The sequence below is a fragment of the Aeromonas sp. FDAARGOS 1415 genome, from assembly GCF_019048365.1.
Classification (GTDB): domain Bacteria; phylum Pseudomonadota; class Gammaproteobacteria; order Enterobacterales; family Aeromonadaceae; genus Aeromonas; species Aeromonas taiwanensis.
The window spans coordinates 985,613-1,005,626 of record NZ_CP077363.1 but is presented as its reverse complement, the minus strand read 5'-3'; the positions used below and the strand labels follow the sequence as shown (position 1 = coordinate 1,005,626).

Annotated in this window: 15 protein-coding genes; 11 read left to right on the top strand and 4 right to left on the bottom strand. The window is 65.0% G+C overall.

The genetic code is table 11. From position 1 onward, the window contains the following. Window positions 1-8: 8 nt before the first annotated feature. The 10 genes from I6L45_RS04790 (at window position 9) to tldD (ending at window position 15,581) form a co-directional block, all read left to right on the top strand. Window positions 9-452 carry an MSHA biogenesis protein MshP gene (locus I6L45_RS04790; protein WP_254204372.1) on the top strand — a complete coding sequence of 148 codons (444 nt, stop codon included), beginning with the start codon at window positions 9-11 and terminating at the stop codon, window positions 450-452. Next, window positions 449-4,222, top strand: coding sequence for a DUF6701 domain-containing protein (locus tag I6L45_RS04785; protein WP_254204371.1), 3,774 nt, complete (start codon window positions 449-451; stop codon window positions 4,220-4,222). Before I6L45_RS04790 ends, I6L45_RS04785 begins: the two co-directional genes overlap by 4 nt. Window positions 4,223-4,438: 216 nt before the next feature. After that, complete coding sequence (locus I6L45_RS04780; RefSeq protein WP_005308111.1) at window positions 4,439-5,479, top strand: rod shape-determining protein; 1,041 nt, start codon at window positions 4,439-4,441, stop codon at window positions 5,477-5,479. A 41-nt stretch (window positions 5,480-5,520) separates the two neighbouring features. Then, entirely contained in the window at window positions 5,521-6,426 is a 906-nt protein-coding gene (mreC, locus tag I6L45_RS04775) for a rod shape-determining protein MreC (protein ID WP_134696229.1), read from the top strand. Continuing rightward, the gene (mreD, locus tag I6L45_RS04770; protein ID WP_010672635.1) at window positions 6,426-6,911 is read left to right on the top strand and encodes a rod shape-determining protein MreD; all 486 of its coding nucleotides are present in this window, start codon (window positions 6,426-6,428) and stop codon (window positions 6,909-6,911) included. The genes mreC and mreD overlap by 1 nt, the downstream gene beginning before the upstream one ends. 51 nt (window positions 6,912-6,962) lie before the next feature. Continuing rightward, complete coding sequence (locus tag I6L45_RS04765) at window positions 6,963-7,550, top strand: nucleoside triphosphate pyrophosphatase (RefSeq protein WP_043756905.1); 588 nt, start codon at window positions 6,963-6,965, stop codon at window positions 7,548-7,550. 93 nt (window positions 7,551-7,643) lie between these two features. Beyond that, the gene (gene rng / locus I6L45_RS04760) at window positions 7,644-9,113 is read left to right on the top strand and encodes a ribonuclease G (protein ID WP_043756908.1); all 1,470 of its coding nucleotides are present in this window, start codon (window positions 7,644-7,646) and stop codon (window positions 9,111-9,113) included. After that, the gene (locus I6L45_RS04755) at window positions 9,114-13,013 is read left to right on the top strand and encodes a YhdP family protein (RefSeq protein WP_216983585.1); all 3,900 of its coding nucleotides are present in this window, start codon (window positions 9,114-9,116) and stop codon (window positions 13,011-13,013) included. It begins immediately after the preceding gene. A 99-nt stretch (window positions 13,014-13,112) separates the two neighbouring features. Continuing rightward, window positions 13,113-13,919 carry a carbon-nitrogen hydrolase family protein gene (locus I6L45_RS04750; RefSeq protein ID WP_216983584.1) on the top strand — a complete coding sequence of 269 codons (807 nt, stop codon included), beginning with the start codon at window positions 13,113-13,115 and terminating at the stop codon, window positions 13,917-13,919. Between the two features lie 213 nt (window positions 13,920-14,132). Further along, window positions 14,133-15,581 carry a metalloprotease TldD gene (tldD, locus tag I6L45_RS04745; RefSeq protein WP_216983583.1) on the top strand — a complete coding sequence of 483 codons (1,449 nt, stop codon included), beginning with the start codon at window positions 14,133-14,135 and terminating at the stop codon, window positions 15,579-15,581. A gap of 130 nt (window positions 15,582-15,711) precedes the next feature. Here the strand turns inward: tldD and I6L45_RS04740 are convergent, their stop codons facing one another. From I6L45_RS04740 to I6L45_RS04730, 3 genes are all read right to left on the bottom strand, one after another. Continuing rightward, entirely contained in the window at window positions 15,712-15,915 is a 204-nt protein-coding gene (locus I6L45_RS04740) for a hypothetical protein (protein WP_210549277.1), read from the bottom strand. A 105-nt stretch (window positions 15,916-16,020) separates the two neighbouring features. Then, on the bottom strand, window positions 16,021-16,737 hold the full coding sequence (locus I6L45_RS04735) for a MarC family NAAT transporter (protein ID WP_210549279.1): 717 nt from the start codon (window positions 16,735-16,737) through the stop codon (window positions 16,021-16,023). A gap of 166 nt (window positions 16,738-16,903) precedes the next feature. Further along, window positions 16,904-18,220 (bottom strand): MFS transporter, encoded by a 1,317-nt coding sequence (locus tag I6L45_RS04730; protein WP_134696225.1) that lies wholly within the window; start codon window positions 18,218-18,220, stop codon window positions 16,904-16,906. Between the two features lie 158 nt (window positions 18,221-18,378). Between I6L45_RS04730 and I6L45_RS04725 the strand changes: the two genes are divergently transcribed. Then, window positions 18,379-19,056, top strand: coding sequence for an adenine nucleotide alpha hydrolase (locus I6L45_RS04725; protein WP_216983582.1), 678 nt, complete (start codon window positions 18,379-18,381; stop codon window positions 19,054-19,056). A gap of 72 nt (window positions 19,057-19,128) precedes the next feature. Here the strand turns inward: I6L45_RS04725 and I6L45_RS04720 are convergent, their stop codons facing one another. Beyond that, window positions 19,129-19,983, bottom strand: coding sequence for a neutral zinc metallopeptidase (locus I6L45_RS04720; RefSeq protein WP_216983581.1), 855 nt, complete (start codon window positions 19,981-19,983; stop codon window positions 19,129-19,131). Window positions 19,984-20,014 lie beyond the last annotated feature (31 nt).

Genomic DNA, 20,014 nt, shown 5'->3' with positions numbered 1-20,014 from the left:
CCCCCCGTATGCGACACGCCCAGCGCGGCAGCGCCATCATGATCGCTCTCTTCGTCATCGTCATCATGGCGCTGCTGGCGGCTGCCATGGGCCGTTTCCTGGTGGACAGCGGCGAGAAGAATACGGTGGAGGTGCGCGGAGTGCGGGCCCTGATGGCAGCCCAGAGCGGGCTGGAGATCGCGCTGTACCGACTCTATCCAAACGACGAGTGGACCGCCCAGCGGTGTGATGCATCGACCACGACCGCCTTTGCGCTGCCCGGGCTGGCGGATTGCGAAGCCGAGGTGAGCTGTCAGCAGATCGCCGTGAGCGCGGCCGGAGGGACCCAGACCGGGTACAGATTCCGCAGTGAGGGGCGCTGCGGCGATCCGGGCGTGAACAGTGGCCCCAACCCGGATTTTGCCGTCAGCCGGACTATGGTGGCTGAAGCCTTCGATGGAGTAAACCCATGATGCGTCGCCTGTGTGCCGCCCTGTTGCTGTTGCTGTGCCTGCCGGTCCAGGCCGCGCTGGATTGTAACAGCGTCTTCCCCGGCCCCATCCAGAGTCACGATACGGCCGGTACCCTCTATATGCAGTCCGGTGCCCGGGTGGAGAATTACAATGGCCTGGAGGTCTGCTTCAAGCGGGTCACCGGGTATACGAATGAGATGAACGCGCTGGCCTGCGGCACGGGCAAGTGCCAGATCACCGGGGTGGCGAGCCTGAAGCAAACCCGCCCTGCCTTTCCGGGCAGCACGGATTCGGCCAGCTATACGGTGGCGAACTGGACCACCCCCACCGTCATCCTCGGGACCACCCCCAACTACGGCAAGGAGGCCAGCAGCAGCCGCTGGGATCTGGGCAGCCTGACCATAGATGGCTTGGTCAATGCCAACGGGTCTGGCAATGTCAGCTTCTCGGACAAATACAGCACCTATGTGATCAAGAGCCTGACCATGCAAAATGGCGGCGTGATGACGCTGACGGCTGGCAAGACCTACATCATAGAGGGTGATCTGCAACTGACGGGGGGCAGCCTTATCAAGCTGGTTGGCAGCGGCACCACCTCGTTTTACGTCAAGGGCGACATCACGGCGCACAACGACTCGCAGCTGCAGACGGGGTCCGCCTTCAAGGCCTATGTGGTCGGCAGCCTCATGCTCACCGGCAGTGACCAGCTGGCCGGGACCTATTACGCGGAAGGGGACGCCACCTTCGAGAATGAGGTGGTGCTGCGGGGCCAGCTGAGCGCCAGGAACGTCAATCTGAAGGGCAACAGCAAGGTCATCTATGACAGCGGTGAGCCCTTGCTCACCTGCTTCAGCGACGACTTCTCCGCCAGCGCCCTCGGCAATAATTGGGTGGTGGCCCGCAGCAGCGGCAGCTTTACCCCGGCCATCGTCAATGGTCGGCTGGGGATGACCCAGGCCAGCACCAAGCAATCCACCTCGGCCACTTACCAGCGGCTCTTCCCCGCCGCCAACAACCTGGTGACCATAGAGTTCGACCAGTACGCCCACAGCGGCAACGGGGCGGACGGCATGGCGGTGGTGCTCTCCGACGCCAGGGTGACCCCCCAGCCCGGTGCCTTCGGCGGACCGCTCGGTTACGGCTTCAAACCGGGGTTGAACGGGTTTGCGGGGGGCTGGCTGGGGATAGGCATCGATGAGTTCGGCAACTTCTCCGGCGAGGGGGGCACGATCAACGTGGGCCAGCGTCGCCAGTCGGTCGTGGTGCGGGGCTCGGGTTCGGGCACCAGCGGCTACAACTATCTCAAGGGAACCTGCAACGACGGCACCACCAACACTACGGGCAACTGCCTGTCGCCGACCGTGGACAGCGGCACCAACACCAACCGGCCACACCGCTATCGGCTGACGGTCGACTCCCGGGTCAGCGGCCAGTCTCTGGTCAAGGTGGAGCGCAACACCGGCAGCGGCTACAGCACCCTGATCGGCAGCTTCAATGCCGCCGCCCAGAGCGGCCAGGCGGCGATCCCGGAGAACCTGCTGCTGTCGTTGACAGGCTCCACGGGGGAGCTGACCAACGCCCACCAGATCGACAACGTCCAGATCTGCGCCCTGCGTTCGAACCCGGTGGGCACCCAGATCGATCACTTCGAGTTCGATCACAGTGGCAACGCCCTGACCTGCAATCCGGAGACCCTGACCATACGCGCCTGTGCCAACGCCAGTTGCAGCCTGCTGGTCACGGGTCAGGTGAGCGCCACGCTGACCCCGCTCAAGAGCGGCAGCAATGGCTGGGTGGCCAGCAGCCAGGTGGCCTATGGAGGCAACGCCGCCACCGTGACCTTCAGCGGTGGCACCACGACCCTGCAGCTTCGCAACAATCTGGCGACGGCCATGACCGTCGGGGTGAGCGGCTCGACACCCGCCACCAGGCCGCTCAGTACTACCCTGTGCCGCGCCGGCAGCGGCGCCCTGAGTGCCGCTGCCTGTACCCTCAATTTTGCCGACAGCGGCTTCGTGTTCGATGTGCTGGATACCTATGCCAACAGGCCGCAGGATGTGGTGATCAGCGCCGTCAAGAAAGACGATGCGACCAAGCAGTGCGTGCCCGGCTTCGCCGGCGTGAGCAAGCCGGTCAGCTTCTGGGGCGCTTATATCACTCCCGATGCCAATGCATTTGGCAGCAAGGTCGCGATAGATGGCAACCCTGTCTCGACATATGCGGCCAATGTGGCGTCGCCGACGGGCACTGTCATCAACGTGAACTTCGATAGCCAGGGCAAGGCGACCCTGAAGAATGTTCGCTATCCAGACGCGGGCCAGATGCGGCTCAATGCCCGCCACGATGGCAGCGGAGATACGGCGGGGCTGGTGATGACGGGGTCGGACACCTTCATCAGCCGTCCGGTGGGGCTCTGCATCACGCCAACCCAGGGAGCCTGCGCGGCAGGCAACAGTAGCTGCCCGCTGTTCAAGCGAACGGGAGAGGCATTCCCGCTGACCGTTGCTGCCATGGCCTGGCAGGCCGACATTGATACCGACTTCTGTAGCGGCAACCTGCCCACTCCCAACTTTACGCTGGCCAATATCGCCCTTGGCAGCCAGCTGGTGGCTCCTTCACCCGGTGTGGAGGCAGTGGTCGGCACTGTCAGCTATGACCACTCCAACCAGCAGGGCAGTAGCAACCTCAACCCCCTCACCCAGACGGTCAATGAGGTCGGGGTGTTCCGGATGACGGCGACCCCGCCGGCCTCGGGTTACTTCGGGTACACCATCCCCCCTGCCAGCAGCGTGCCGGTGGGGCGCTTCGTACCCTGGGACTTCAATCTGGTGAGCGGCACCGTCACTCCGGCCTGCGGCGGTTTCAGCTATATGAGCCAGCCATTTGACGTGCAGACAACGGTGCAGGCGCGCAACAAGGAAGGGAGCGTCACGAAGAACTACCGTGATGCCTTTGCCAGGGGTGCCCTCACCCTGGTGGTCGCCAACAACCAGGACGGGGTGGACAGATCCAACCGGCTGGATCCCCTGGTGACCAGCTGGTCCGCCGGCGTGGCGGACTTCACCGGCCAGAGCCGCTTTATGCGGTTGCGCGAGCTGACCCCGGGCCTGAGTGCGCCGGAAGAGCCGTTGCGGCGGCTGCAGTTCGGCCTTCGGGTCGCGGATGGCGAGACGCCCGAGACCAGCTTCCTCGCCGACCGGGACATGAATCCCGCCGTGACCGGCACCTGCCAGAGCGGGGTGAATTGCACCGCGAAGCGGCTCGATGTCCCGCAGGGGACGGACAACACCATGATCGCCTACTACGGCCGCCTGCTGGCCAGCACCCGTCAGGGGGCCGCCAGTGCCCCCCTGGCACTGCCGCTCCAGGTGCAATATTTCGAGGCGGGCCTGTGGCGGGTGAATCAGGACGATCTCTGTACCCGGATATCCCTCGCGAACGAAGGCATTCGCTTTACCGATGGCGAGCAACATTACGACGCCGCGACCGGGGAGCTGGGCCTCCAGGATGGCGCCCGGATCCGCCTCGGCCTGGGGCAGGTTGCCCCCGGTGGCAGCGAGGGGCGCGTCGAGGGCGGGGAGACCCGGTTCCACTTCGCCGCGCCGAACCAGAGTGTGCGCATTCCCTACGAGATCCTGCTGGACAAACAGCCCCTCTCTCCCCTCTGGCTGGCGGACCCGGCCACGGCGGATCACCTGCTGGGGGAGGCCATCTTTGGCCGGGATCGGGGTAATGACAGAATTATTTATCGCCGGGAAGTGATGCCCTGACACCCGTGCCGCGGCGATGAGAGAGACGCATTGGTGTACACCTGCGTCTTATCTCCTTGTTTCGTAGAGTTTGTCGGCTTGTGCGGGTGAGTGATGACTCGCATTTTTGTCGCGCCTGATTGATTGGCGACAGTTTGAGCGCTTGCCCATTGGGGTGGGCATTGGTAAAGTTAGCCGGTTTTCTGCACCTCAAAATTCTTAGGATTTCCCGTAGCCATGTTCAAAAAGCTCAGAGGCGTCTTTTCCAACGATCTGTCGATCGACTTGGGAACTGCCAACACCCTGATCTATGTAAAAGATCAAGGGATCGTCCTTAACGAACCCTCAGTTGTCGCCATTCGCCAAGAGCGCGGGAACGCCAAATCGGTCGCTGCTGTCGGTCATGCCGCCAAGCAGATGCTGGGTCGTACCCCTGGTAACATCTCCGCCATTCGTCCGATGAAAGACGGCGTGATCGCCGATTTCTACGTGACCGAGAAGATGCTGCAGCACTTCATCAAGCAGGTTCACGACAACAACTATTTCCGCCCCAGCCCGCGCGTGCTGGTGTGCGTACCGTGCGGCTCCACCCAGGTGGAACGTCGCGCCATCAAGGAATCCGCCCTGGGCGCCGGTGCCCGTGAGGTTTACCTGATCGATGAGCCCATGGCTGCCGCCATCGGTGCCGGCCTGCCGGTTTCCGAAGCGACCGGTTCCATGGTGGTGGACATCGGTGGTGGTACCACCGAAGTGGCCATCATCTCCCTGAACGGCGTGGTCTACTCCCAGTCCGTCCGTATCGGTGGCGACAAGTTCGACGAAGCCATCATCAGCTACGTGCGTCGCAACTACGGCAGCCTGATCGGGGAAGCCACCGCCGAGCGCATCAAGCACGAGATCGGCTCCGCCTACCCGGGCGAAGAGGTGCGCGAGATCGAAGTCCGCGGTCGCAACCTGGCCGAAGGGGTGCCGCGCAGCTTCACCCTGAACTCCAACGAGATCCTGGAAGCGCTGCAAGAGCCGCTGTCCGGCATCGTTTCCGCCGTCATGGTGGCCCTGGAGCAGTCCCCGCCCGAGCTGGCGTCCGACATCTCCGAGCGCGGCATGGTGCTGACCGGTGGTGGTGCCCTGCTCAAGGACATCGACCGTCTGCTGATGGAAGAGACCGGCATCCCGGTCGTCGTGGCTGAAGATCCCCTCACCTGTGTCGCCCGAGGTGGTGGCAAGGCGCTGGAGCTGATCGATATGCACGGTGGCGATCTGTTCCACTACGAATAAGACCCAAAGCCGGCCGAGCGCCGGCTCTTTTTTGACGACTCATGAAACCCATCTTTGGTAGAGGCCCTTCGCTTCAGTTACGGTTGTTTCTCGCCGTCATCATCTCCGTCGCTGCCATCGTCGCGGATTCCCGCTTCGGTGTGTTCAGCCACGTCCGCGTTTACCTGAGCTCCCTGGTGAGCCCGCTGCAGTACATCGCCAACACCCCCGGTACCCTGCTCGACACCATGTCGACCCAGGTGCAGACCCGTGCCGATCTCATCGAGCAGACCAAGCAGCAGGAACAGCAACTGTTCACCCTGCGCTCGCGCCTGCTGAAGATGGATCAGCTGGAGCACGAGAACCAGCGCCTGCGGGAGCTGCTCGGTTCCCCCGTGCACAAGGAGTCCCGCAAGATGGTGGCCGAGCTGCTGTCGGTGGATTCCGATCCCTTCAGCCACCAGGTGCTGATCAACAAGGGGGCGCTGGACGGCGTCTACAACGGCCAGCCGGTGATCAACGATCAGGGGGTGGTCGGCCAGGTGCTGCACGTTGGATCCACCACCAGCCGCGTCCTGCTCATCACCGACTCCAGCCACGGCATCCCGGTGCGGGTGCTGCGCAACGACTTGCGCGCCATTGCCTCCGGCAGCGGCGAGCTCGACAAGCTGGAGCTGCGCAACCTGCCGCGCAACACCGACGTCCAGGTCGGCGACCTGCTGGTCACCTCGGGCCTGGGCGGCCGCTTCCCGGAAGGCTATCCGGTGGCCACCGTGACCCGTTCCGACTACGTGGAGGGCAAACCCTTCGCACAGATCGAGGCCAAGCCCCTGGTGGCGCTGGACAGACTGCGCTACCTGCTGCTGCTGTGGACCGACAAGAAACCGGACGTGCACGACAAGGATGAGGAGCCCGCGGCGAACGCCTCGGCGGCGACGGCGACCTCGGCGGCGGGGGCGACGCACTGATGCTGCAACCCGCCAGCGGCAGGATCTGGATCTGGTGCTCGATCCTGCTGGCCCTGTGCCTCTCCATCCTGCCGCTTCCCTTTCAATTCGAGCCCTTCCGGCCGGACTGGCTCGCCATGGTGCTCATCTACTGGGCGCTGGCGCTGCCGCACCGCACCAACGTCGGTACCGCCTGGGTGGCGGGCCTGCTGCTGGACGTGCTGCTCGGCAGCACCCTCGGGGTGCGGGCCATGGCCATGGCCATCACCACCTACCTGGCGGCCTTCCAGTTCCAGAAGATCCGCAACTTCTCCCTCTGGCAGCAGGCGCTGATCATCGGCCTGCTCTCCCTGGTGGGGAAGATCACCGTGTTCTGGGCCGAACACCTGTTCAGCCGGGCCAGCCTCAATTTCGCCTACTTTTGGTCGACGTTGACAACGATGTTAATATGGCCCTGGATTTTTATGGTCTTGCGCAAGGTGCGGCGTCGCTTCAATATCAAATGAATCTGAGCAAAAACAACGGATTGTGACTGCTCCTCGTCTCATTGAGTGAATATGAACAAGCACAACGAACTGCAACTGTATCTCGCCTCGGGCTCGCCCCGCCGGCACGAACTCCTGACCCAGCTGGGCTACCGCTTCGAGGTGCTCAGGCTGGATGTCCCCGAGCAGCGGGAAGCGGACGAGAAGCCACAGGACTACGTCTGCCGGCTGGCCCGGGACAAGGCGATGGCCGGCGTGGCCGCGGCCCCCACGGCGCTGCCCGTGCTGGGTGCCGACACCATAGTGGTGCTGGGTGACCGGGTGCTGGAGAAGCCCTCCGATCTGCTGGACGCCAAGGACATGCTGGAGGCACTCTCCGGGCGGGTACATCAGGTGATGACGGCGGTGGCCCTGGCCACCCCGGAGCGCTGCGACGTGCGGCTGGTCACCACCAACGTGGCGTTTCGCAAGCTGGACGAGGCGGAGATCGAGGCCTACTGGCGCACCGGTGAGCCCTGTGACAAGGCCGGCGCCTACGCCATCCAGGGCATTGCCGGCAAGTTCGTCAGCCGCATCGAGGGGAGCTACAGCGCCGTGGTCGGCCTGCCCCTGCTGGAGACGGACCTGCTGATCAAACAGCATCTGGAACAGCTCAAGTAACTTCCCGTCAGCTGGGCTCTGCTGCGTTTTCCTTGCGCGAGTTGTGCCGGATTGGCTTCATTGAATTCAACACTGGAACAGGCAAGGTAACTTATGTCGGTAGAACTGCTGGTGAACGTCACCCCCTCCGAAACCCGGGTCGCCCTGGTCGAGAACGGTCTGCTGCAGGAAGTGCACGTGGAGCGTCAGGCCAAGCGCGGCATCGTGGGCAACATCTACAAGGGCAAGATCAGCCGGGTGCTGCCCGGTATGCAGGCGGCCTTCGTGGATATCGGCATGGACAAGGCGGCCTTCCTGCACGCCTCCGACATAGTGCCCCACACCGAGTGCGTGGCGATCAAGGAGAAGGAGCAGTTCCAGGCCGGCAACATCGCCGAGCTGGTGCGCCAGGGTCAGGACATCATGGTGCAGGTGGTGAAAGATCCCCTCGGTACCAAGGGGGCCCGCCTCACCACTGACATCACCCTGCCTTCCCGCTACCTGGTCTTCATGCCGGGCAGCGCCCACGTGGGGGTCTCCCAGCGCATCGAGTCAGAGGCGGAGCGTGAGCGTCTCAAGCGCACCGTTGCCGGCTACGTGGACGAGCTCGGCGGCTACATCATCCGCACTGCCGCCGAAGGGGTGGGGGAGCAGGAGCTGGAGCAGGACGCCGCCTTCCTGAAGCGCCTGTGGCGCAAGATCCTGGAGCGCAAGCAGAAGTACCCGCCGTGCAAGATCCTCTACGAGGATCCCAGCCTGGCGTTTAGGGTGGTGCGCGACTTCGTCGGTGCCGAGCTCGACAAGATCCGGGTGGACTCGCGCCAGAGCTTCGACCAGCTCAAGCGCTTCACCGAGGAGTACGTGCCCGAGCTCGCCGGCAAGCTGGAGTATTACCTGGGGGAGTCCCCCATCTTCGATCTCTACGACGTGGAGAACGAGATCCAGCGCGCCCTGGAGCGCAAGGTGGAGCTGAAATCCGGCGGCTACCTCATCATCGACCAGACCGAAGCCATGACCACGGTGGACATCAACACCGGCGCCTTCGTGGGCCATCGCAACCTGGAAGAGACCATCTTCAATACCAACATCGAGGCGACCGCCGCCATCGCCCGCCACCTGCGGCTGCGCAACCTCGGTGGCATCATCATCATCGACTTCATCGACATGCAGTCCGAGGATCACCGCCGCCGGGTCTTGCACAGCCTGGAGCTGGCGCTCGCGAAAGACAGGGCCAAGACTAACGTCAACGGCTTCTCCCAGCTCGGCCTGGTGGAGATGACCCGCAAGCGTACCCGCGAGAGCCTGGAGCACGTGCTGTGCGCCGAGTGCCCCGAGTGCAAGGGGCGCGGTCGGGTCAAGACGGTGGAGTCGGTCTGCTTCGAGATCCTGCGGGAGATCATCCGGGTCAACCGCGCCTACGACGCGGATCAGTTCACCGTCTATGCGGCCCCTTCCGTGGCCGACTACCTGCGGGGCGAGGAGTCTCACAGCCTTGCCGAGCTGGAAGTCTTCATCGGCAAGCAGGTCAGGGTGGTGTCCGAACCGCTCTGTGGGCAGGAACAATTCGATGTGGTGATGATGTAATTGATCTATCGCTGGCTGAGTCGGGGCTGGTTGGCCCTCGGAGTCCTCTTCGTACTGCTGGCCATTCTGGTCAGCGTGGTGCGACTGGGCGGCCCCATGCTCAACCAGCACCGCCAGGCCGTGATCGCGACCCTGCTCGGGGAGAGCCAGCTGGAGGTGAGCGTCGGGCACGTCGGGCTGGACTGGACCCAGCGCGGCCCGGCCATCGAGCTGGAAGGGCTCGTCATCGCCCCCGATTCGGGCCGCTTCTCCCTGCGCCTTGGCAAGGTGTGGGCCCACCTCGACTTCTGGCGCTCCCTCCACGACTGGAAGCCGGTGTTCGGCCAGCTGCTCCTGAGCGACGGCGACATCGCGCTGGATCTGACCCAGCCGGCCACCCCGGCCAACGACAAGGGCGTGAACCAGCAGGAAGCCCTGCTGCGCTTCCTGCTGACCCAGCTCTCCACCTTCGACATTCACGACAGCCGCCTCAGCCTCACCACGGCGTTCGGCGAGGTGCGTGCCCTCAGCATCGCCCAGCTGCGCTGGCAGAATCGCGGCAAGCGTCATCAGGGGGTCGGCAAGGCCTACCTCATCAACGGGATGGGCGAGAGCACCCTGGATCTCATCATCGACGTGGATGCCCCCGAGGCGCGCCTCGACCGCCTCAGGGGTCAGCTCTACCTGGGGGCCAGCGAGCTCGACATCAGCCCCATGCTGGCCAGGATCCACGCCGGCGAGCCAGCGGTGAGCGGCCAGCTCGATTTCCAGCTCTGGAGCGACTTTGCGGACGGCAGGCTGGGAGACTCCCTGCTGGCGTTTGGCAACAACCATCTGATCTGGAAGGATGAAACCAAAGGCGAGCCCCATCGACTCGATCTGCGGGGCGGCAAGATCCAGTTGCGCCGCGACGGCGAGGAGTGGCAGCTCGCGAGCCACGACGTCACCTTCAAGCTCGACGGTGCCACCTGGCTGCGCAGCCGGCTCCAGCTCGAACGGGTGGGCTCCCGCATCCAGGGCTATGTGCCTGCCATCGATCTCGACCAGGTCGCCAACCTGAGCCAGCTGGTGTCCGGCCTCTACCCCGAATTGACCGAGACCCTCAAGCGCACCCGGCCCAGGGGTCAGCTGCAGGAGCTGGTGCTGCAGGCTGATGGCGACTGGCAGGATCTGTCCCTGAGCGGGCAGCTGAAGGGGTTCGAGACCCAGGCCTGGCACGACGTGCCAGGCCTGCAGAAACTGGATGGCGACTTCTGGCTGACCCCGACCGGTGGCAGCGCCCGCCTCACCCTGGGCAAGGGGAAGGTCGACCCCGCCCGTCACTTCAAGGAGCCCATCCCGGTCGACAGCCTGAGCGCTCGGCTCGACTGGTGGCAGGTGCCGGAAGGCTGGGTGCTCTATGGCCAGGACATCGCCCTGGACAACCCCGACCTGCGCCTCGTCAGCCGCTTTCGCCTCGAGTTGTTCGAGCACCCCTTCCTCGCCCTGACTGGCCGCATCGACGTCAAGAATGCGGCCCATGCGGATCGCTACTACCCCCTGGCCGTGATGAGCGACGATCTGGTGGATTACTTGAGCGGGGCCATCAAGGGGGGCAAGGCGAAGGGGGCAGACCTGCTCTGGTACGGGGAGTTCAAAGACTTCCCCTACGCACACGGAGAGGGGGTCTTCCAGGTGGCGGTGCCCCTGGAGCAGGCCACCTATGAATTCTTCCCCGGCTGGCAGCCGCTGACCGACCTGCAGATTGATCTCCTGTTCCAGAATGCGGGGCTGGACATGCGCAGCAGCGCGACCCGGCTCGGCAAGGCGAGCTCCGACTCGGTGCACGCCTGGATCCCGGATCTCTCCCCCGGTGCCCACCTCTATGTGGATGCCAGGGTCCAGGGGGAGGGGCAGGCCATCAGCGACTATCTGCAGGATTCCCCCCTCGGCGACTCGGTGGGGAAGGCGCTGCGGGAGGTGGAGATCCACGGTCCCATGAAGGGCACGGTCAAGCTGGACATTCCCCTGGATGGAGAGGGCGAGGTCAAGGCCAGCGGAGACGCCAGCTTCCACGACAACAAGGTGAGGATCGCCTCCCTGGACCTCCCCTTGGAGAAGGTGGAGGGGCGACTCGAGTATGACAACGAGCAGACGCGCATCCACAACCTCAAGGCCAGCCTGTGGAACCAGCCGCTGACTCTGGACTATCAGGGCAAGCGGCTGCCCCATGCCTACCAGGCCGACCTCAAGTTCAAGGGCAGCTGGGACAGCAGTCGCCAGCGCCAGGACATCCCCGCCCTGGCGATGCTCCAGGGGCGCAGCAACTGGGCGGGGACCCTGGGGCTGACCCTGCCGGAGAAGCAGGCCTTCAGCTTCCAGCTCGCCCTGAACTCCGACCTGCAGGGCATGGGGCTGGATCTGCCGGTGCCGCTGACCAAGGCCCCGGGGGATCGTCTTCCCCTCAGGGTGACGGCGCGGGGCAGGGACGGCAGCGCCGACATCCGTGCCGTGCTGGGGACGGACGTCGACATGCAGAGCCGCCTGGTCTATGGCGAAGGGGCGGCATACCTGAGCCGGGTGCGAGTCAATGTCGGTCAACCCGGGGCGCGGGTGATCCAGGACAGGCCCATGCTGCTCACCATCAACCAGCAGCAGGCGGACGTGGCGGGCTGGCTGGCCCGGCTCGCACGCTGGCTGCCCGGCAAGGGCGAGGAGACGGGGGCGGCGGTGGTCGGTCCCGCCTTCCTGCCCCAGGAGTGGTGGGTCGATGGCCAGCTGGCCCGTGCCGACATCGGCAGCGCCAACCTCAAGGCGGTGCACTTTACCGTGGGGCCGGTGAACCAGGCGACCGAGGTCGTGATCGACAGCCCGGACGTCATGGGGGTGGTTCGCCTGCCGGTGGCACCCCGTCAGCCCGTCGACGCCAGGTTCGCCCGCATCTACTGGTCAGGCAAGGGGGCCGATCTCAGCCCGGATCCCGATGAGCGACAGGACAAGGCCATCATGGATGCCATCCCCTGGCTCACCTTCAGCTGCGTGGACTGCCGCTTCGGCAAACTGCCCCTGGGCGAGCTGAAGGGGGAGCTGGTCCCCGGCGCCAACCGGCTCGATCTCAAGGGGCTGGAGATGCGCCTGGCCGGCAGCACCCTGACCGGCAGCGCCGAGTGGCTGGCGCGCAGCGGCCAGATGCAGACCCGTGCCCGGGTTCACCTCGCGACCCCGAACAGCGAGATGCTGCTCAAGCGCCTTGGCTTTACCTCGCCCATCGGCGATGCGCCGGGCAAGCTGGCGCTGGATCTGGCCTGGCGTGACACCCCCTACCGCCTGAACCTGCAGAGCCTGGCCGGCAGTGCCGACTATCAGCTGGAGGGGGGGACCCTGCGGGAGGTCAACGACAAGGGGGCACGGCTGCTCTCCCTGCTCAGCCTCGACTCATTGCTGCGCAAGTTGCGCCTCGATTTTCGCGACGTGTTCGACAAGGGCTTCTACTTCGAGTCCATGTCCGCCTCGGCCAAGGTCAGGCAGGGGGTGGTGGAGAACAACGACTTCTACATGAAGGGGGCGGCGGGCAACCTGCGCGGGGAGGGGATCGCCGACCTGGTACGCTGGCACCTCGACTACGAACTGAGCTTCTCGCCGAACCTGGGGGGCACCCTGCCGGTGGTGGCGGCCTTCTCCCTGACCCCGATCACCGGGCTCTATGTGCTGGCGCTCTCCAAACTGCTCGAACCCGTGGTGGACGTGGTGACCCGCATCGATTTTCGGGTCTCCGGCCCGCTGGATGATCCCAAACTGATCGAGGCGGGGCGCAACCGGGCTCGCATCAAGCTCAACCAGGAGCAGAAGGAGGCTGTCGATGCGGTGGCTCCCAGCCTGCCGGCGCATGAGGTGACCCCCTTCCTGCTCAGCCCCAAGCACGACGGGCCAGGTCAGCGTTGAGACGGGCAGACTTTCACCCCGCGGGGTAAAGGGCCATAGTGCACCATGAGGGCCCGGGGCAGTCAGCCTCCCGGCCGAGAACACGACAAGGAGCGAGTCATGTGGTTAGCCGCAATACAGCTGGTATCGGGCCGTCAGTGGCAGGATAACCGGGAAGAGATCGCCGCCCAGCTGGCTGCGTTGCCGGCCGGGCGGCCGCTGCTGGCCCTGCTGCCGGAGAACTTCGCCCTGTTTGGCGAGCGTCAGGGCTACCTGGACGGGGCCGAGGCGATCGGTGACGGCCCCATCCAGGCCCAGCTGGCCGAGTGGGCCCGCGAGCACGGCATCTGGCTGGTGGCCGGGGCCATGCCCACCACCATCCCCGGGTCCGATCATATCCACACCAGCTCCCTGGTGTTCGATCCGGCCGGGGAGCTCAGGGGCCACTATCACAAGATCCACCTGTTCGACGTGGACGTGGCGGACAACCATGGCCGTTACCGGGAATCGGAAACCTTCAGTCCGGGGGCGTCCCCCGTGGTGCTGGACTCCCCCTTTGGTCCCCTCGGCCTCTCGATCTGTTATGATCTGCGCTTCCCCGAGCTTTATCGCCAGCTGGCCCGGGCCGGTGCCCGCGTGTTGCTGGTGCCCGCCGCCTTTACCGCCGTGACCGGCGAGGCGCACTGGGAGCCGCTGCTGCGGGCCCGTGCCATCGAGAACCAGTGCTATGTGGTGGCCGCCAATCAGGGGGGCACCCACGAGACGGGGCGCCAGACCTGGGGCCACAGCATGGTGATCGATCCCTGGGGCCGGGTGCTGGCCTGCCGGGACAGCGGGTGTGGCACGGTGCTGGCACAGATGGACGAGCAGCTGGTTGCCGAGCTGAAGCGCACCATGCCCGTGATGGAGCACGCCCGTTTGCTCTGATGCTGTGGTGAAGAACTGAAGCGCAGCCGTTTACCGGTGCTGCAACACGCCAAGCCGTTGTGAATATACGCAGGTTCGATTCGCCCCATGGCGGCGTACTCGGATGTTCGCGAATCCTATAGTGTATTTGACGTCCGCTGACGGTTCGCGAATCGAACCCAGGGTCGGGATTTCACCATTACGACATCTCACATCGAGATTGGAGAGAAAGATTTGAGTCTATTGAGCCAGGTTAGTGCCTCCCTGTTGGCCCCGAATGATCTCGACGAAGGGCGCCTGCAACAGCTGCTCGGCAGCCTGATGAGCCATCAGGTAGAGTTCGGCGACCTCTATTTCCAGCGCAGCTGGCACGAGTCCTGGATGCTGGAAGATGGCATCGTCAAGGACGGCAGCTACAACATCGATCAGGGGGTCGGGGTGCGCGCCGTCAGCGGCGAGAAGACCGGTTTCGCCTACTCGGACGAGCTGAGCCTGCTGGCGCTGCAGCAGTCGGTGACCGCCGCCCGCGGCATCGCAGCCGCCGGTGCCCAGGGCAAGGTGAAGGCCTGGGCCCGCACGGAGGCGAACCTGCTCTATCCGGCCATGGATCCCCTGCAGACCCTCGACAAACAGCAGAAGATCGCCCTGCTCGAGCAGATGGACAAGTTCGCCCGCAGCCTGGATCCCGCCATCAATCAGGTGATGGCCTCCATCAGCGGCGTCTATGAAGAGATCCTGGTGGCCGCCACCGACGGCACACTCGCCGCCGATGTGCGTCCCCTGGTGCGCCTCTCGGTGACCGTGATCGCCGAGAAGGGGGAGCGCCGGGAACGCGGCAGCGCCGGCGGTGGTGGTCGCTTCGGCTACGACTACTTCCTAGAACTGGACGGGCTGGAGAGCCGCGCCTTCGGCTATGTGCGCGAAGCCGTGCGCCAGGCGCTGGTCAACCTGGAAGCCATCGACGCCCCGGCCGGCACCATGCCGGTGGTGCTCGGGGCCGGCTGGCCCGGCGTGCTGCTGCATGAAGCGGTGGGCCATGGCCTGGAGGGGGACTTCAACCGCAAGGGCTCCTCCGCCTTCGCCGGTCGCATCGGCGAGCAGGTGGCCTCCAAGCTCTGCACCATCGTCGATGACGGCACCCTGGTGGGCCGTCGCGGCTCCGTCTCCATCGACGACGAGGGGACACCGGGCGGTTACAACGTGCTGATCGAGAACGGCATCCTCAAGGGGTACCTGCAGGACAAGCAGAACGCCCGCCTGATGGGCGTGCCGCTCACCGGCAACGGCCGGCGCGAATCCTACGCCGCCCTGCCGATGCCGCGCATGACCAACACCTATATGCTGGCCGGGGAGTCGGATCCCCAGGAGATCATCGCCTCGGTCAAGCGCGGCATCTATGCCCCCAACTTCGGCGGCGGCCAGGTGGACATCACCTCCGGCAAGTTCGTCTTCTCCGCCTCCGAGGCCTACCTCATCGAGGATGGCAGGATCACTGCCCCCATCAAGGGTGCCACGCTCATCGGCAACGGCCCCGAGGCCATGAGTCAGGTCTCCATGGTGGGCAACGATCTGGCGCTGGATCGCGGGGTCGGGGTCTGCGGCAAGGAGGGGCAGAGCGTGCCGGTCGGTGTCGGCCAGCCCACCCTCAAGCTGGATCAGCTCACCGTGGGCGGCACTTCGTAGGTTGGGTTAGCCGCGCAAAGAGGTAACCCGACACATTCAGACCCCGGCCCTTGCCGGGGTTTTGCTATTCAGGGGTCACAGACAACAAAAAGCCCCGGTCAGTAGGCCGGGGCTTGCAGAATAATCGGTGTCAATTGACCGAGATGGCGCGGGCATCGATGTAGTAGCGGGTGTGGCCCTTGGCATCGCGCTTGATCAGGGCCACCAGGCGGTCGGCCTCCTTGTATTCCCACCCCTGCGTACCTTGGGCGGGGGTGGGGCCATCGACACCGACCACGTTCAGATACTCGTGAAACAGGCTGTAGCTTCCAATCTCGGTCAGCGTATCTTCCATGGTATCTCTCCTGAGGGTTGATGTGCCGGATCCATTCTAGGCCCACCCGGCTGAATGCCAGCTGTACAAAAAAACATCGCAATGCGTTCGAGGCAGGCTCACCTGTCAGGGGGCGGTACTCGGTGCCTGTGGCAAGGTCTCCTTGTCCGCTACAGGCACGGGGTGCTCGACCTGGACTGCGGCAGGACCGTGGAACACGGGATCCTGGGCCACCTCCTTGACGCCGTTGATGCAGAACTGCATGCCCATGCACACCAACAGGAAGCCCATGATGCGGGTCATGGCGTCAATCCCGGTGGCGCCGAGGATCTTGCACACCGGATCCGCCAGTTTCAGCACGCCCCAGCTGAGCAGGCTCATCAGGGCGAAGGCGGTGACCATGCCGGAGTAGATGACAAAACGATTGTAGTCTGCCGGCAACTCGGCGATCTGGGCGGCGCCGCTGATGACCAGGGCCATGGTGCCCGGCCCGCACATGCTGGGCATGGTGAGGGGCACGAAGGCGATGCTCTGGTTGATGTCATTCTCGGTGGCCTGGCTCGGCGCCGGGAACAACATGCGAAAACCGATGAAGGCGATGATGAGGCCACCGGCGAGGCGCAGCCCGGGGATGGAGATCCCGAACAGATCCAGAATGGAGGATCCGATGAAGAAGCTGACGCACAGGGTGGCAAACAGATAGAGGGCGGCCAGATTGATCTGGCGGCGAATGTGCTCGCGGGACATCCCCTTGCTCAGGCCCAGCAACAGGGTGGCCGTGGTGGGGGGGTTGACCATGGGCAGCAGGGCCAGCAAGGCGAGAAATACGACCTGGAAGAACATCTTGCACCTCGGGGGGGTTGGCAAAAACAGGGGGGCGGACGACGGATCCGACCCAGGGGGGTGGCAACTCTACAGGAGCCCGGCTGAATATAGCCGGAACGAGCGGGCCCCGACAGTCGGGGCCCCTGTTCATCTCATGTCATCAGGCGTCGCCGGCGCAGGCCGATCAGGCTGCCTGGGGCGTGACCTGGCGTTGGCCGCGCTGACGCAGCCAGAGCCAGCAGCCGAGCACGAAGCCGAGGCCGGCCAGGCTGACCACGTAGTGGGAAGGGGCCAGCACGTCGCTCTTCATCCACAGGGTCACCAGCATGGGCGTCAGGCCGCCGAAGATGGCGTAGGCCACGTTGTAGGAGAACGAGAGCCCGGAGAAGCGCACCACTGCCGGGAAGGCGTTGACCATGACGTAGGGCACGGCGCCGACGATCCCCACCGCAAATCCCGCCAGCATGTAGAGGGGAACAAGCTGCTCCGTACCGGCCGCCAGACCGTGATAGAAGGCGTAGGCGGAGCCGGCCAGCAGCAGGGAGCCCAGGATGAAGGTCGGGCCGCTGCCGAGGCTGTCTATCAGGCGGCCGTAGACGATGCAGCCCAGGGTGAGCGCGACTATGGCCAGGGAGTTGGCGGTCAGGGCATCCGCAGGGCTGATGCCGTGCACCTTCTGCAGGTAGGTGGGGGTCATCAGGATCACCACCACGATGCCGGCGGAGAGCAGCCAGGTCAGCAGCATGGAGACGACGACGCTGCCCTTGTGCTCGCGCAGCACCGTCTTGAGCGGCAGCTCCTCGGCCAGGGACTTGTTGGCCTGCATCTCGGCGAAGACCGGGGTCTCGTGCAGCCAGCGGCGCAGGTACATGGCGACGATGCCGAATACCCCGCCGAGAACGAAGGCCAGGCGCCAGCCCCACTCGCTCACATCGCTCGGACTCATGCTGCGGTTGATGGCGGTGGCGACCAGGGAGCCGAGCAGGATGCCGGCGGTCAGTCCCGCCGTGAGGGTGCCGCAGGCGACGCCAACCCGCTTGGCGGGTACGTGCTCGGCCACGAAGACCCAGGCACCCGGCACTTCGCCGCCGATGGCGGCACCTTGCAGGATCCGCAGCAGCAGCAGCAGCAGAGGCGCGGCGATGCCGAGGGCGGCATAGGTGGGCAGCAGGCCGATCAGCAGGGTTGGCAGCGCCATCATGATGATGCTCAGGGTGAACATGCGCTTGCGGCCGATGAGATCGCCGAAGTGGGCCATGATGATGCCCCCCAGGGGGCGGGCCAGATAGCCGGCGGCGAAGATGCCGAAGGTCTGGAACTGGCGCAGCCACTCGGGAATGTCGGCCGGGAAGAAGAGTTCGCCGATGACAACGGCGAAGAAGACGAAGATGATGAAGTCGTAGAATTCGAGGGCGCCGCCGAGGGCAGCCAGGCTCAGGGTCTTGTAGTCCTGTCGATTGAGGGGACGACCGTGGTCGTGAGGTGTGCTGACTGTACTCATATCCTTATGTTTCCCATCGTTTTTTTAGTTATTCTCCCCCATGCTCTGCGGGGATACGCTCAACCACGAGGGTATGCTTTTGTATCCCGCAATGTAAATCGCACAATTTGCAACACTGTCTTTCAGCTTCTTGCCGGGGCGGGACAGTCGGAGAAATCATGACCAAGACCAAGGTGCTGCTCTCCTGGAGCAGCGGCAAAGACAGCGCCTGGGCCCTGCATCGCCTGCGCCAGGATCCTTCCATCGAAGTGGTCGGGCTCTTCACCACCCTCAACGAGGCCTTCGAGCGGGTCGCCATGCACGGGGTGCGCAAGCGCCTGCTGGAGATGCAGGCCGAGTGTGTGGGGCTGCCCCTGCACTGCATCGATCTGCCCTGGCCCTGCAGCAACGAGGAGTACGGCCGCATCATGACGGGTTTCATTGCCGGGGTGCTGGTGCAGGGGATCCACCACGTGGCGTTCGGCGATCTCTTCCTCGAGGAGGTGCGGGCCTACCGGGAGAAGCAGCTGGCGGGTACCGGGATCACGCCGCTGTTCCCGCTCTGGGGCAGCGACACCACGGATCTGGCCAGGGAGATGATGGCTGCCGGGCTCAAGGCGAGGATCTGCACCCTGGATCCGGGGAAGCTGGATGTCGCCCTGGGGGGGCATGAATTTGATTCGGGGCTCCTCGCGGCCTTGCCCGCCGGGGTGGATCCTTGCGGCGAGAACGGCGAGTTCCACACCCTGGTGTACGACGGGCCCATGTTCCTCCGCCCCCTGGCGGTCCGGGTGGGAGAGACGGTGCAGCGGGACGGCTTTGTCTTCACCGACCTGCTGGCGGGCGGCCCCGTATGAGAGGTAGCCCTGGCCGGCGGTAAACAGAAGGGGCCGGCTCCCGAAAGAGCCGGCCCCTCGTGCTGACTGCGTTCAGCGGGCGGCGAAGGTGTCGCAGCTGGCGGGGCTGCCGCTGTCAAAGCCCTTCTTGAACCAGGCGAGGCGCTGGGCCGAGGTGCCGTGGGTGAAGCTGTCCGGCACGACCCGGCCCTGGCCCTGCTGCTGCAGCCGGTCGTCACCTATGGCCTGGGCGGCGTTGAGGGCCTCCTCCAGATCGCCACGCTCCAGCACCTGCTCCTGTTCCATGTAGTGGCCCCAGACGCCGGCAAGACAATCGGCCTGCAGCTCCAGCCTGACCGACAGCCGGTTCTGGGCAACCTGGCTCAGCCCCTGCTGTTGCTGGCGCACCTTGGTGGAGATGCCGAGCAGGTGCTGCACATGGTGGCCCACCTCGTGAGCGATCACGTAACCCTGGGCAAAGTCGCCGTCGGCACCCAGCTTGTCGCGCATGTCCTGATAGAAGGAGAGATCGATGTAGACGGTGCTATCCGCCGGGCAGTAGAAGGGCCCCATCACCGACTGGCCCTGGCCGCAGCCGGTGCGGGTCGCCCCGCGATAGAGCACCAGTCTGGGAGGCTGGTAGCGCTTGCCGCTCTGCTGGAACTGCTTGTCCCAGGCATCCTCGGTGGAGGCGAGCATCACCGAGGTAAAGCGGGCGAGAGGATCGCTTGATGCCTGTGACGGGTTCTGGCGCTGGGTCTGGCTCTGCGGGGCCGGCTCGTCGAGCAGGGGGCTGAGGTCCACGCCGTAATAGCCCGCCACCATGACTACCAGCAGCAGGATGAGGCGCCCTTTGCCGCCGATGGGCAGGCCGCCACCCCCGCTGCCACCGCCCTCCTGGCGCCTGTCTTCCACGTTGTTGCTCTCACGGCGATCTTGCCAGCGCATGTCCCCATACTCCCGTCATTGGTGGTGGGAG

Bases quoted from the DNA above. Each gene is read 5' to 3' on its own strand.
- I6L45_RS04790 (WP_254204372.1), top strand. From the start codon at position 9: ATGCGACACGCCCAGCGCGGCAGCGCCATCATGATCGCTCTCTTCGTC.
- I6L45_RS04785 (WP_254204371.1), top strand. From the start codon at position 449: ATGATGCGTCGCCTGTGTGCCGCCCTGTTGCTGTTGCTGTGCCTGCCG.
- I6L45_RS04780 (WP_005308111.1), top strand. From the start codon at position 4,439: ATGTTCAAAAAGCTCAGAGGCGTCTTTTCCAACGATCTGTCGATCGAC.
- mreC (WP_134696229.1), top strand. From the start codon at position 5,521: ATGAAACCCATCTTTGGTAGAGGCCCTTCGCTTCAGTTACGGTTGTTT.
- mreD (WP_010672635.1), top strand. From the start codon at position 6,426: ATGCTGCAACCCGCCAGCGGCAGGATCTGGATCTGGTGCTCGATCCTG.
- I6L45_RS04765 (WP_043756905.1), top strand. From the start codon at position 6,963: ATGAACAAGCACAACGAACTGCAACTGTATCTCGCCTCGGGCTCGCCC.
- rng (WP_043756908.1), top strand. From the start codon at position 7,644: ATGTCGGTAGAACTGCTGGTGAACGTCACCCCCTCCGAAACCCGGGTC.
- I6L45_RS04750 (WP_216983584.1), top strand. From the start codon at position 13,113: ATGTGGTTAGCCGCAATACAGCTGGTATCGGGCCGTCAGTGGCAGGAT.
- I6L45_RS04740 (WP_210549277.1), bottom strand. From the start codon at position 15,915: ATGGAAGATACGCTGACCGAGATTGGAAGCTACAGCCTGTTTCACGAG.
- I6L45_RS04735 (WP_210549279.1), bottom strand. From the start codon at position 16,737: ATGTTCTTCCAGGTCGTATTTCTCGCCTTGCTGGCCCTGCTGCCCATG.
- I6L45_RS04730 (WP_134696225.1), bottom strand. From the start codon at position 18,220: ATGAGTACAGTCAGCACACCTCACGACCACGGTCGTCCCCTCAATCGA.
- I6L45_RS04725 (WP_216983582.1), top strand. From the start codon at position 18,379: ATGACCAAGACCAAGGTGCTGCTCTCCTGGAGCAGCGGCAAAGACAGC.
- I6L45_RS04720 (WP_216983581.1), bottom strand. From the start codon at position 19,983: ATGCGCTGGCAAGATCGCCGTGAGAGCAACAACGTGGAAGACAGGCGC.